A 12,846-nucleotide genomic window follows, 5' to 3' on the forward strand; every position below is an offset into this window, starting at 1 on the left:
CGGCTTCCGCCGCCGCGTCCCCGATGTGGTCCTGGCCTGCTGAGAGCTGATGGCGTGTCATCGGAACCCGTTGCGCATGGCGGTCGAATCCGCTCCCCGTACGCACGGTTCCGGCCACCCCGCAGCCCTCTCGCAACCAGAGGAGCGTTTGCACATGCAGCGCAACTTGTGCTTTCTGTGTGAAGGAATCGTGTTCGATGCCTTAGATTCCTTCACATTTCGCGCCACATATGGCGCATCTCAGTTGATTCCGGTCGCTCGTTGGGTGGGGGCCCTCTCTATGTCGAGCTTCTTCGACGCATTCTGGTCATGGCTGGTACAGGCCGTCGGTGAGACATCCTGGCGGGACGTGATGCCCCTCGGCATCGCCGGCGTCTTCGTGTGGGGACTGTGGCTGTACCGAGCGGTGCTGTCCCGGTTCGCCAGACCCGTGGTGAACGACTTCCGCACCACCACCTCGGTCGTGGTGCCCGCCTACCGGGAGGACCCGGAGATCCTCCTGGACTGCCTGGAGACCTGGCTGGCGCAGGATCCCACGGAGGTGATCATCGTCCCGGACGTGGAGGACCACGAGGTCCTCCAGCGGCTGTCCCAGGTGACCGACCCGCGGGTGCGGGTGCTGGCCTTCGAGCACCGCGGCAAGCGCTCGGCCCTGGGAGTGGGCATCCGGGCGGCGACCGGTGAGGTGGTCGTCCTGGTCGACTCCGACACCCGCTGGGAGGACGGGCTGCTCGACGCGGTGCAGATGCCCTTCGTCGACCCCGCGGTCGGCGGCGTCGGCACCCAGCAGAACGTCTACCAGCGCCGCTCCAGCGTCTGGCGGCGCATAGCCGACTGGCTGGTCAACCTGCGCTACTACGACTACGTCCCGGCCATGGGCCGCGCCGGCGCCGTCGCCTGCCTCTCCGGCCGGACCGCGGCCTACCGGCGAGCCGCCATCACCCCCGTGCTGACCAACCTCGAGGACGAGTTCTTCCTCGGCCGCCGGTGCGTCGCGGGCGACGACGGCCGGCTGACCTGGCTGGTGCTGGCCTCCGGCTACAAGACGGTCCATCAGTCCTCCGCGCGTGCCATGTCGATGTTCCCCTCCTCCTTCCGGGCCTTCGTCAAGCAGCGCGTGCGCTGGAGCCGCAACTCCTACCGCTGCTACCTGACCGCCCTGTACAAGGGCTGGCTCTGGCGCGTGCCGCTGGTCACCAAGATCACCGTGCTTCAGATCCTGCTCACCCCGGTCACCATGGGCATGGCCGTCGGCTATCTCCTCTTCAGCCGTCTCGAACTGACGGGACGGGGCATCGCGCTGGCCCTGATCTGGCTGCTCGTCGGACGTGGCGTACGCGGCTACTCGCACCTGCGCAGGCACCCGCAGGAGGTGCTGCTGCTGCCGCTGCTCGCACTCGTGGTCGTCATGATCTCGCTCCCGATCAAGCTGTTCGCCTTCGTCACCATGAACAAGCAGGGCTGGCTCACCCGCAACAGCACCACCGTCGGCGGCGAGGGCCAGGACTCCGCCTCGCTGGGCGGCACGACGCCGAACAAGGCCGCATCCGGTATGGGGGCTCTCCAGTCATGAACCACAAGGACCACCAGAGCCACCAGGACCACCAGGCCCACCCGACACGCCCCCGGCGGCTCACCCCCGCCCTGCGTACCGCCGCCGCCCTCCCGGTAGCCGCCGCGCTCCTGCTGCTCACCCAGGCCGTGCCTGCCTCAGCCGACGGCAAAAACGATTCTTCAGAGCAGCAGTTCACCGCCGAGGAGTCCGAGACCCAGGCGGCACTGGTCGCCGCCGAGGACCATCGGCTCGACCAGGTCCGCGCGGTGTCCGCGGTCGCCCCGCTGAAGGACCTGCGGTACACCAAGCCGTACCGGACCGAGACCACCGGCGGCTACACCCTCGTACTGACCCGGCGCAGCAAGCCGTACGCCATCGCCGACCTGCTCCAGCTCGCGCCGCAGACCTTCGTGCAGAAGCGGGACGGGTCGTACCTGCTGACGGAGAACATCTACCTGAACTCCGGGGCCAAGCTGCGGCTGTCCAACCCCGGTGGGCTGAACCTGCACATGGCCAGCAACCGCCAGGGCTTCGTCTCCATCGTCTCCTTCGGCGGCCGGATCATGATCGACGGCGCCGCTCAGGCACACGTCAAGGTCAGCAGCTGGGACCCCCAGAAGAACAAGCCGGACACCGACGTCCGGGACGGGCGGGCCTACATCCGCGCCATCGGCGGCCAGTTCTCGATGAGTTACGCCGACGTCTCCGACCTGGGTTTCTGGAGCGGCCGCACCGGCGGGCTCAGCCTCACCGGGACCGACCGGCCCAACACCGGCAGCCTCAGCGGCCCCGACACCCCCACCGACGACGACGGCCAGCTCAGCAGCAGCGGCGTGCTGACCGGGCCGTCGGGCAAGCTGACCACCCCGGACAGCCGCTTCACCACTCCCCAACTGTCCTACGTGTCGGCGGACATCAGCCATTCCACCGTGTCCGGCAACGTGTACGGGCTGTTCGCCTCCGGCGCCACCGGCGTCACCATCGAGTCCACCACCATCGAGAAGAGCCGGCAGGACGGCCTCGTACTGCACCGCTTCGTGACCAACGCGATCGTCGAGAAGGCCACGTCGCGGGAGAACGGCGGCGACGGTTTCGTGATGGCCCGCGCCACCCAGCAGGTCCGCGTGACCGGTTCCAAGTCGCTCGGCAACGGCGGCAACGGCTTCACCATCAGCGGCCAGCCGCTGGCCCACGGCCCCTCCGCCTCCGGCCAGTCCGTCAGCAGCTACGGCTCGAACTCGGTCTCCAGCAGCACCGCCGAGGACAACGGCCACTACGGCATCGAGGTCGTCGGCGGCACGGACGTCGGCGTGCAGGACAACACCGTGGTCGGCGGCGACATGGGCATCGTCGCCCGCAAGGACGCCGAGAAGGTCGCCGTCACCGGCAACCACCTGATCGGCCAGTCCCGGCAGGGCATCTCGGTGCGCGACGGCGTGACGGGCGCCAAGGTCACCGGCAACATCGTCGAGAAGGCCGACACCGCCGTCTACGTCCGCGACTCGGTCGCCGAGGTGCGGGGCAACACCGTCGAGGCCGCCGGCAACCACGGTGTCTCCCTGGTCGGCGGCATCGACGGCTCCACGGTCTCGTACAACGTCATCGCCGGTGTCGGCCCCAGCGCCGTCGACAACTCCCGTGCCCACGGCGGCGTCACCATCCGGGAGAACCAGACCTTCGCCTGGTATGACACCAGTTCGTTCTGGGTGAAGTTCCGGCACTACGCCAGCCCGATGACCCTGCTGTGGACGGGTATTCTGCTGCTCATCCTGTTCTCCGCGGCCCTGGGCCGGCGCGGCCGTCGCAGGCGCGGGCAGCTCGGCATCCACCCGTACCTGGACAAGGCGCCGCTGCCCAAGGACAACGTGCGCGAGGTAGCCCGGACGGAAACGGAAGAGGAACGGGTCCCGGTGATGTCCGAATGAACGCGGCGAACCGTGCGGTGTGGCTGGCGGGAGCGGCCCTCGCGGTCGCGGTCGTGGCCCTGATCGTGGCCCTGTCCGCCGGCGGCGACACGGACTCCCCACGTACGAAGGCGAGTTCGGCGGGCAGGGTCCCGACCGCCCGGAGCAGCGCCACCGAGGTGGTGCCGTCCGAGCCCGCCACCGGGCCGATCGCCACCGCGGCCCCGGCCACTCCGCAGGCCACCGGTTCGGCCAAGGCCCCCGCCGACGCGCTGACCTGCCCCGCGGCCACCGTGGACGTCGGCGACACCCGATCGCTGGAGGACGCTCTCGACAGCGCCATGCCGGGCGACGTCATCCACCTCGCCGACGGCCGCTACGAGGGCAAGTTCACCGCCAAGGCCGCGGGCACCGCCGACAAACCGGTGTGGGTCTGCGGTGGCCCCGGCGCGGTGATCGACGCCGGCGGCCCCAAGGGCGGCTACGCCTTCCACCTCGACGGCGCCGACTACTGGCGGCTGATCGGCTTCACCGTGCGCAACGGCCAGAAGGGAGTGATGGCGGACAAGGTCCAACACGCCGTCATCCAGGGCCTGACGGTGGAGCAGATCGGCGACGAGGCCATCCATCTGCGCGACTTCAGCTCGGACAACGTCGTCCGCGACAACACCATCCGCGACACCGGGCTGCGCAAGCCGAAGTTCGGCGAAGGCGTGTACATCGGCTCCGCCGACTCCAACTGGTGCACGGTCACCCACTGCAAGCCGGACAACAGCGACCGCAACGTCGTGAGCGGCAACCACATCAGCGCCACCACGGCCGAAGCGGTCGACATCAAGGAAGGCACCACCGGCGGCATCGTCACCCGCAACACCTTCGACGGTTCCGAGCTGTCCGGGTCGCACGACGACTCATGGGTCGACGTGAAGGGCAACCGCTGGACGATCTCCTTCAACACCGGCAGTCACAGCAACGAGGACGGATTCCAGACCCACGAGATCCGTGACGGCTGGGGCAAGGACAACACCTTCAAGGGCAACGTCGCCCACGTGGACGGACCTGGCTACGGCTTCCACTTCACCCCCGTCAACGGCAACAAACTGACCTGCGACAACAAGGCCACGGGCGCGGCGGAGGGCCTCGCGAACGTCGACTGCGCCTCCTGACCACCCGCGCCCGACCTCTTTCCGCTCCCTCCCCCTTCCCCTTTCCGTCCCCTTCCGCCTTTCCGTCCCCTTCCTTTCCTCTCCCGTCCGTCACGCAGGGCCCGCCGCACGGTGGGCCGCTGCGGCGGCCCGCCACACCCGAAAACACCCTGGAGATGATCATGGCAGCCACCACCGACGCGGCCCCTCCCCGGCTCACCGTCATAGGCACCGGCTACCTCGGGGCCACGCACGCCATCTGCATGGCCGTCCTCGGCTTCGACGTCCTGGGCGTGGAGATCGACCAGAGCAAGGTCGACAGACTCAACTCCGGAACGGTCCCCTTCTTCGAACCCGGGCTGCCCGAACTGCTCGTCAAGGCACTGGACTCGGGCCGACTGCGCTTCACCACGAGCTTCGCGGAGGCCGCCGAGTTCGGTGACGTCCACTTCCTGTGCGTGGGCACGCCCCAGCAGCAGGGATCGGAAGCGGCCGACCTCCGGTACGTGGACGCCGCCGCCACCGAACTCGCCCGGCACCTGCACCGCCGCACGCTGGTGGTCGGCAAGTCCACGGTGCCCGTCGGTACGGCCGCGCGCCTCACGGAACTCGTCCAGCGCATCGCGCCCGCCGGGGACCAGGTGGAACTCGCCTGGAACCCCGAGTTCCTGCGCGAGGGCTATGCCGTGGACGACACCCTGCGCCCCGACCGGCTGGTCTTCGGCGTCACCTCCGCCTGGGCCGAGGCGCAGCTGCGCGCCGCCTTCGCCCCGGTCATCGCCCGGGACACCCCGGTGGTCGTCACCGACCTGACCACGGCCGAACTGGTCAAGGTCGCCGCCAACTCCTTCCTGGCCACCAAGATCTCGTACATCAACGCCATGGCCGAGGTCTGCGAGGCCACCGGCGGCGATGTGACCGGCCTCGCCGAGGCGCTGGCGTACGACGACCGGATCGGCGGCCGCTTCCTGCGGCCCGGTCTCGGCTTCGGCGGCGGCTGCCTGCCCAAGGACATCCGGGCGTTCGCCCACCGTGCCGAGGAACTCGGGGTCGGCCAGGCCGTCGCCTTCCTGCGCGAGGTGGACGGCATCAACCAGCGCCGCCGCGCCCGTACCGCCGACCTCGTCCGCGAGCTCGCCGGCGGCGACCTCACCGGGGTCCGGGTGACCGCCCTCGGCGCGGCCTTCAAGCCCAACTCCGACGACATCCGCGACGCCCCCGCCCTGGACGTGGCCACCACGCTGCACCGCCTGGGCGCCCACGTCACCGTCGTCGACCCGGCCGCGACGGACAATGCCCGGCGCAGCTTCCCGGAGCTGGCGTACGGCACCGACGCGCTTTCGGCCGCGGCCGGGAGCGACGTGGTCGTGCTGCTCACCGAGTGGAACGAGTTCCGGCTCATCGACCCGGAGGCGATGGGCGCGGTGGTCGGCCGCCGCCGCATCGTGGACGGCCGGCATGCGCTGGATCCGGTGAAGTGGCGCGCGGCGGGCTGGGAGTACCGGGCGCTGGGACGGCCGTAGCCGACTCGGGGGATGATCTGCCGCATGACCAAGAAGGCGGCAGACCTCGTCCTCGACGACGACGGGTGGACGGAGCGTCTGGGTTGGGCGTACGGCTTGATATCGCCGAGGCCGGCCGAACGCTCCGCCGCCCTCGACCGCCTGGATCGCGCCCGCGAGGAGGCCGGCGCGGCTCTCGCCCGCTACCACGAGACCTGGCGCCGTCCGACGGTCCTACTGCTGCTCACGGCGCGGGGCCGGGCAGCCGCGGAGAGGGCCTACGACGAGGCCGCGAGCCGCTGCCTCCCGGAAGCGCTGTGGAAGGGGCACCGCCACGACGGGGACCTCGGCACCTGGCCGGGCCTGCCCTACGCGCTGCTCTTCCTGGAGTGGGAGGCCCGGTATCCACAGGAGTGGACAGAGCACGCCAAGGCGTGGGGCACGAAGCAGTCCCTGATCCGGGAGCTGGCGAAAATCGGCCATGACCCGCGAGTGCGGGCGAAGCTCATCGACCTCCTCGACGTCATCGTCCAGCGGCCCTACCGCTGCAAGGACCGTGAGTACGTACGGGTGGCCCGCGCGGTGGACGGGGACGAGCTGCGCACCAGACTGACCAGGGCCCGCGACTCCGAACAGCCCTGGGCACGGCTGCACGCCGGTTACGTGCTCCGGCTCCTCGACCACCCCGAGATTCCGAACACCCGGCAGGTGTGGACCACATGGCTGGCCGGCGAGCCAAATCCGCTTCCCCTCAGGTGAGTTACGCCCGTTCCGTCGGGTAGGCGCCGCCTCGCAGATCCAGATCACAGATCACAGATCACAGATCACAGATCACAGGGAAAATCGGGGAAGGCACTACATGTTCCACAAGTTCCGCACCGTGACCGCCGCCGGCGTGTCCGCCGTCGCCCTCGTCTCGCTCGGCGGGGGCACGGCACAGGCGAAGACCTCGTCCGCGACCGCCGCCGCCGCCGACAAGTGGATCTACCTGTCCACGCTCAAGTGCAACGACACCGAGGACTGGGGCCAGGACGAGCTCAAGATCGAGGTGAACGGCAGGGAGGTGCTCACCGAGTTCATGGACCCGGGCGACAAGATCACCATCCACCAGTACGTCCACTTCAGCGGCTCCGCGACCGTCAAGCTCGTCGATATCGACTCCCCCGACCCGGACGACGTCCTCGGCAAGCACACCGTCAGGAGGGGCAGCGGCACGATGAAGTTCACCAACGGCGCCGACTACGAACTCAAGTACAAGGTCGGCCACCCCTGACCCGGCCGTCCTCGGCTCGCTGACAAGCCCCCTGCTCACGGATTTCCCCTGAGCAGGGGGCTCGCTCGCACACGCATGCACGCCCGCCCCGGCCAGTACCTTGATCGCCATGGCCACCCAGATAGTCACCCTGGTCGGCGTCCTCATCGGCGCTCTGACGTCCTACCTGGCAACCGCGACGGCCGAGCGGGCGAAGTTCCGGCGCACGATGGCCACCCGCTGGGACGAGCGGAAGCTCGACACCTACATCGAGTACATCTCGTGCGTCAAAGAACTCATGCGAGCCTCCCGGGAAGCCCTGCGGGCCAGGGACCAGGGCCAGGACACCACCGAGGCCCTGGCCGAGATGGACGCGGTCGAGGCCAGGCGGTCGGTCCTCTTCGAGAGCTTCGTCCTCCTGAGCGACGAAGCCGCCGCCGACGCCGCCCACACCGTCAACCAGCGAGCCTGGGACCTGCTGCGCGTCGCCCGCGACCCCACCAACGGCGAGTCCGCCCTCGCCGACGTCCCCCTGGTCACCGCCCTCAACACCCTCCACGACGCGGCCCGAGCGGATCTGGCGATAGGGAGCCGGGGCTCGGGCCGGTAGGTACCAGCCGCTTCCGAGTAGGCGTACTCATGTGCGGCACAGCCCGTGGCGGAACCGTGGTCGGCATGAAGCCCCTCACGAAGCCCCCGACCGGTCAGCGGGTCGGACTCGGCATGGCACTGCTCCTCGTCGACCTGCTGATCATCGCCTGGTTGCCGTACGGCTACGGGATGACCGGCTGGGCCGACAGCTACGACGGCGTCAACGCACCGGAGGCCCCGAAGGTCGCACGGCAGGCGATGTGGCTGCTGCTCGGCGGCGCGGCCGTCACGGGCGGCGGCCTGCTCGCCCTGCGCCGGCGCGTCTCCGGCCTCATACAGCTGACGGTCCTGGTCGGCGCAGCGGGGCTGTTCGCCTGCCTGGCCACCTCCCGCCCGTAGCGTGTGACCAGCTTCCTCGTCCTCTCGGCACCGAGCTGTGCTAGGGTCTCAGGGTTGCAGTTGTGGTACCCATGAACCTATGTGCGCCTGACGGGAATGTTTATCCATCAGGCGCATTATTTGTTTTCCGGGATCTCCGGATGGGGCCTCTGCCTACAGAAGGAGAAGGTCATGGCACAGGGAACCGTGAAGTGGTTCAACGCCGAAAAGGGTTTCGGCTTCATCCAGCAGGACGGCGGCGGCCCCGACGTCTTCGCTCACTACTCGAACATCCAGTCCCAGGGCTTCCGTGAGCTCCAGGAGGGCCAGCGGGTGTCCTTCGACGTCACGCAGGGCCAGAAGGGCCCGCAGGCGGAGAACATCGTCCCCGCCTGATCGCCCGGACGCGTATCCGCTCACCGGGGTCCGCACCGTCACGGTGCGGACCCCGGTTTGTGCTGTTTCCAGGAAGGCAGACCACCGCATGTCCCGTAGGCCCCAGAAGTCGAACCGGCGCGCCTCGTCACCCCCGCCGTCCGCGTCGTCGCCGAGGGAGTTCCGGCTGCCGGAAAACACGACGCCCGCACTTCCCGCCGTCGAGGACTTCGCCGGTATGGACATGCCCGCGGGGCTGCTGAAGACCCTCACCGCGCAGGGAGTGACCACGCCCTTCCCCATCCAGGCCGCCACCCTGCCCAACTCGCTCGCCGGCCGTGACCTGCTGGGACGCGGACGCACGGGTTCCGGCAAGACCCTCGCGTTCGGGCTGGCGCTTCTGGCCCGCACGGCCGGGCTGCGGGCGGAGCCCAAGGCTCCGCTGGCCCTCGTGCTGGTGCCCACCCGCGAACTCGCCCTCCAGGTGACGGACGCCCTGACCCCCTACGCGACGGCGGTGAACCTCCGGCTGGCCACCGTGGTCGGCGGGCTGTCCATCACCAAGCAGGCCGCTACGCTCCGGCGCGGCGCGGAAGTGGTCGTGGCGAGCCCCGGCAGGCTCAACGATCTCGTGGAGCGCGGGGACTGCGTGCTCGACGAGGTACGCATCACGGTGCTGGACGAAGCCGACCAGATGACCGACATGGGCTTCCTGCCGCAGATCACCAAGCTGATCCAGCAGGTCCGGCCCGACGGTCAGCGCATGCTCTTCTCGGCCACCCTGGACCGCAACATCGACCGGCTGGTGCAGCGGTTCCTGACCGATCCCGTGGTGCACTCCGTGGACCCGTCCGCCGGGGCGGTGACGACCATGGAGCACCACGTGCTCCACCTCCAGGACGAGACCGACAAGAAGGCCGTCACCACGCGCATCGCGGCCCGTGACGGCCGGGTCATCCTCTTCCTCGACACCAAGAGGTCCGCCGACCGGCTCGCCAAGCGGCTCCTGGCCGTCGGTGTCCGCGCGGCGGCACTGCACGGAGGCCGCTCCCAGCCGCAGCGCAATCGCACCCTGGAACAGTTCAAGACCGGTCAGGTCACCGCCCTGGTGGCGACGAACGTCGCGGCCCGCGGCATACACATCGACGACCTCGACCTCGTCGTGAACGTCGATCCCCCGGCCGACCACAAGGACTACCTCCACCGGGGCGGCCGCACGGCCCGCGCCGGCGGCTCCGGCAGCGTCGTCACGCTGGTCCTGCCCGACCAGAAGCGGGACGTCACCCGCCTCATGTCGGACGCGGGCATCCGCCCCCGCACCGCCCGCGTCACGTCGAGCGACGCGGAACTGGCCACCATCACCGGCGCCCGCGAGCCGTCCGGTGTGGCCGTCACCATCGAGATCCCCCAGCCGACGACACCGCCCCCGACAACGTCCCGCCCGAACGGGACCACCGGCACCAAGCCCGGCCGACGCTCCGGCCCCCGGCGCCGAAACGGCGGCGGAACCGAAGCGGACGCAGGCGCTCCCGCCAGGACCAGGACGGGGAGCCGGGGCTCCGGCAGCCGGCCCGCGGCCGGGACGACGGCGTCCGGTGGCACCTCCGCGACCGGCGGGCGCGGCTCTGCCCGCCGGGCGGGCTCCGGCGGGGCCACGAGCGGCGCCGCCAAAGCGGTCGGCCGCGGTTCCGGCCGCCAATCCGCGTCCGGCACGGCAACCGGCCCGGCGACCGGCGCCACCTCCGGCAAGGCCGCCCGCGGATCCGGCCGCCGAGGCGGCCCGGCACGGTCCTCGGACACCGGGCGCTCCGGCCGGGATTCCGGACGCTGAGGGCCAAGAGCGCGAGGACCCGACACCGGATCAATCGCTCAGTGAATCGCGCGGCCCACGATCGCCCCCAGGTGGATGACCACGCCGACTGCCACCAGCCATGACAAGATCACCATGACGACGCCGATAGGGCCGTATTTCTGTTCGTTCGCCACGATCGCCCCGGAGAAGTAGTGGGCGGAGAACACCCCGAGGCCGGTCCAGCACACGCTGGTGACCAGGGCTGGAGGGAAGAGGCTGCGCCACGGCACCGCCCCGGCGAGCAGTACGTACATGCTGCCCCACCAGAAGACGACCGCCCAGAGGAAGCCGACCAGGCCGTGCAGGAGCCATCCCTCGATGGCCCTGGCGAACGTGGCCTGTGCGGCGCTGTAGGCGAACAGCCCGGCAAGCCAGGCGAGCCGGGCCCCGGTCTTCCGCCATCCCCCTACAGGGACGTCGAACAGCATCTGGTACCAGCTCTGGAGGGTGCCGGCCACCGCCATGGCTCCGAGCACGAGCAGGACGACGCTCGTCGCGGTGAGCGTGTAGGAGCTTGTCTCGGGGGCGAACAGGGACGCCACGGCCTGCGCCGCCTGCTGGTCCAGCCCCAGCCAGCTGGCGAGGACCGCGGCCGCGTCATGGCCCGCCGCGGTCGTGATGATGATCAGGAACGGAAAGAAGCACAGGAGCGCGAGCGCGGCCAGCTGGAACGAGTGCCCGAAGAAGTCGACCGCCGACAGACGCCCCCACAGCCGCCCCACCCCGCTCTCCTCGAAACGGCGCACCACGGCCCGCCACCGCTCCTCCGCCTGCCACCAGAGGGCAGGCGCGTGCGGGCGGAACGTTTTCCTGCCGTCACTCATGTACTGAAGTGAACCCCCGTCCACCGGCTCTGTCGCAGCCAAAACCCCCTGCCGGCGGAGAACCCGGGAGCAGGGGGCTTGATCAGTCAGGGTGTGGACTACGAGCTGATGGGCAACTCCCGCGCTTGCCGGCGTGCTTGGGCCCGTAGCTCCTTCAGGCGACCGTGGAACGCGTTGTGGCGGTTCTGGTCGAGGTTCAGCGGCAAGTCGAGCTGAGAGATGAGCTGCGACTCCAGGTCCCACGGTTCGCTCTGCTCGACCCAGCACACCCGCGCGTTGTCCGCCATCCACTGGCTCAGGGTGGCTTCGCCGGCCTTGCCGAAGGTCATCCGCTTGCCGCTGCCCACGCGGCGCAACCCAAGTCCAAGCAGACATCCGAGGGTGAGCCGCAGCGTAGAACCGGCCGCGTTGCCCCGGTAGTGGTAGCGCACCCGCTTGCGCAGGTTCTGCGTGCTGGTCCGGTTCGCCATGTACCGCGGGGCTATCCCGACGTAGAGCAGACGCCCATCGTCCAGGTCCGGGTGGGGCGACTGCTTGAAGTGCCACCCGTAGACCCCTGCCGCCGCCGGAACAGGACTCGGACGCACCAAGACCTCCGGCGCCGACCACAACCGGTCGGGACTGACGAGAACGGTAGCTTCCACGAACCCTCCAGGCGTGCCACGGGTGATCGTCGCAGGCTACTGCCCGACGCTGACAGAACGCCCCTGGCCTGCATAGCTGCGGCCTTCGGCTGCCACGGGATCAGGGAAGCCGCCCAGCCTCGTGAAGCGCGTCGAAAGCTAGCTCGTCGACGGCCGAGACTCGGTCCCGATCGGCATAGCGGAACCACGCCTTCTCGGCAATCTCCCTCGACGGGGTCAGCTCACCGCGGTGATCGGCGGTGTAACAGATCATCCGGAAAGGGCCGTGATCAGGATGGCCCTCGCCGATCTCGAAAGTGCCGAAGCGCACCATGGAGCCGGGGTCGATCGCCGCCTGCAGTTCCTCGTCGATCTCCCGCACCAGGGTCTCGCCATCGGACTCGCCCGGCTCACGATGACCGCCCGGGAAGTAGAAGCGATCTCTGCCGTGACTACGCGTTACCAAAACCCGGTCGTCCCGAACCAGGATCCACGCCACTTTCTCCGGCACATCGCTGCCATTCGCCATGGCTCGGGACCGTATCGGAGGGCATCGTCCGCGTCAGCACCATCCAGCCTCAGCCACTCTGCCGGCGACGTCCGTACGAGGAAGCCGTGCCAGCGAAAGCGTAGCGGTGAGCCTGGGGAACGACCGCTTCGTCCCGAAGCAACTTGGGTGGGCGCCGCGCCTTGAGCTGATGGGCCCTTCACCTGCACAGATGGTCCGCAGACGTTCGTGGGTGTCCGCCGTTGCGCGTCTGCGTTGTCACGCAGTTGGACACTCACCGCTCAACTGTCGATCGCCGGGAGGCCGGTTGTCAGTGCTTGCGTCTATGGTCTCAAAC

13 protein-coding genes are annotated in these 12,846 nt (G+C 69.5%); 10 read left to right on the forward strand and 3 right to left on the reverse strand.

Annotated elements, in window-relative coordinates:
- Nucleotides 1–280 precede the first annotated feature (280 nt).
- From ABZ915_RS22665 to ABZ915_RS22710, 10 genes are all read left to right on the forward strand, one after another.
- Nucleotides 281–1,573: a glycosyltransferase family 2 protein gene (locus ABZ915_RS22665; RefSeq protein ID WP_361805865.1), complete on the forward strand. Its 1,293-nt coding sequence runs from the start codon at nt 281–283 to the stop codon at nt 1,571–1,573.
- A complete protein-coding gene (locus tag ABZ915_RS22670) occupies nt 1,570–3,480 on the forward strand; it encodes a right-handed parallel beta-helix repeat-containing protein (protein ID WP_361805868.1) in 1,911 nt (636 codons plus the stop codon). The genes ABZ915_RS22665 and ABZ915_RS22670 overlap by 4 nt, the downstream gene beginning before the upstream one ends.
- Nucleotides 3,477–4,625 (forward strand): right-handed parallel beta-helix repeat-containing protein, encoded by a 1,149-nt coding sequence (locus tag ABZ915_RS22675; RefSeq protein ID WP_361805871.1) that lies wholly within the window; start codon nt 3,477–3,479, stop codon nt 4,623–4,625. The genes ABZ915_RS22670 and ABZ915_RS22675 overlap by 4 nt, the downstream gene beginning before the upstream one ends.
- Nucleotides 4,626–4,786: 161 nt before the next feature.
- Nucleotides 4,787–6,127, forward strand: coding sequence for a UDP-glucose/GDP-mannose dehydrogenase family protein (locus ABZ915_RS22680; RefSeq protein ID WP_361805874.1), 1,341 nt, complete (start codon nt 4,787–4,789; stop codon nt 6,125–6,127).
- 24 nt (nt 6,128–6,151) lie between these two features.
- Nucleotides 6,152–6,865 (forward strand): hypothetical protein, encoded by a 714-nt coding sequence (locus ABZ915_RS22685; protein ID WP_361805877.1) that lies wholly within the window; start codon nt 6,152–6,154, stop codon nt 6,863–6,865.
- A 100-nt stretch (nt 6,866–6,965) separates the two neighbouring features.
- Nucleotides 6,966–7,379: a hypothetical protein gene (locus ABZ915_RS22690; protein WP_361805880.1), complete on the forward strand. Its 414-nt coding sequence runs from the start codon at nt 6,966–6,968 to the stop codon at nt 7,377–7,379.
- Nucleotides 7,380–7,488: 109 nt separating this feature from the next.
- Entirely contained in the window at nt 7,489–7,968 is a 480-nt protein-coding gene (locus tag ABZ915_RS22695) for a hypothetical protein (RefSeq protein WP_361805883.1), read from the forward strand.
- Nucleotides 7,969–8,033: 65 nt separating this feature from the next.
- Nucleotides 8,034–8,348 carry a hypothetical protein gene (locus tag ABZ915_RS22700; protein ID WP_361805886.1) on the forward strand — a complete coding sequence of 105 codons (315 nt, stop codon included), beginning with the start codon at nt 8,034–8,036 and terminating at the stop codon, nt 8,346–8,348.
- A gap of 171 nt (nt 8,349–8,519) precedes the next feature.
- On the forward strand, nt 8,520–8,723 hold the full coding sequence (locus ABZ915_RS22705; protein ID WP_016578941.1) for a cold-shock protein: 204 nt from the start codon (nt 8,520–8,522) through the stop codon (nt 8,721–8,723).
- 88 nt (nt 8,724–8,811) lie between these two features.
- Nucleotides 8,812–10,533, forward strand: a complete 1,722-nt coding sequence (locus ABZ915_RS22710) for a DEAD/DEAH box helicase (RefSeq protein WP_361805889.1) — start codon at nt 8,812–8,814, stop codon at nt 10,531–10,533.
- 38 nt (nt 10,534–10,571) lie between these two features.
- Here the strand turns inward: ABZ915_RS22710 and ABZ915_RS22715 are convergent, their stop codons facing one another.
- The 3 genes from ABZ915_RS22715 to ABZ915_RS22725 all read right to left on the reverse strand — a co-directional run bounded on the left by ABZ915_RS22715 (nt 10,572) and on the right by ABZ915_RS22725 (nt 12,530).
- Nucleotides 10,572–11,378, reverse strand: coding sequence for a ribonuclease BN (locus ABZ915_RS22715; protein ID WP_361805892.1), 807 nt, complete (start codon nt 11,376–11,378; stop codon nt 10,572–10,574).
- 98 nt (nt 11,379–11,476) lie between these two features.
- Nucleotides 11,477–12,022 (reverse strand): GIY-YIG nuclease family protein, encoded by a 546-nt coding sequence (locus tag ABZ915_RS22720; protein ID WP_361805895.1) that lies wholly within the window; start codon nt 12,020–12,022, stop codon nt 11,477–11,479.
- Nucleotides 12,023–12,122: 100 nt separating this feature from the next.
- The gene (locus tag ABZ915_RS22725) at nt 12,123–12,530 is read right to left on the reverse strand and encodes an NUDIX domain-containing protein (RefSeq protein ID WP_361805898.1); all 408 of its coding nucleotides are present in this window, start codon (nt 12,528–12,530) and stop codon (nt 12,123–12,125) included.
- Between the last annotated feature and the right edge of the window lie 316 nt (nt 12,531–12,846).

Origin of the sequence: Streptomyces sp. NPDC046915 (assembly GCF_040644935.1) — a bacterium.
Lineage (GTDB): Bacteria > Actinomycetota > Actinomycetes > Streptomycetales > Streptomycetaceae > Streptomyces.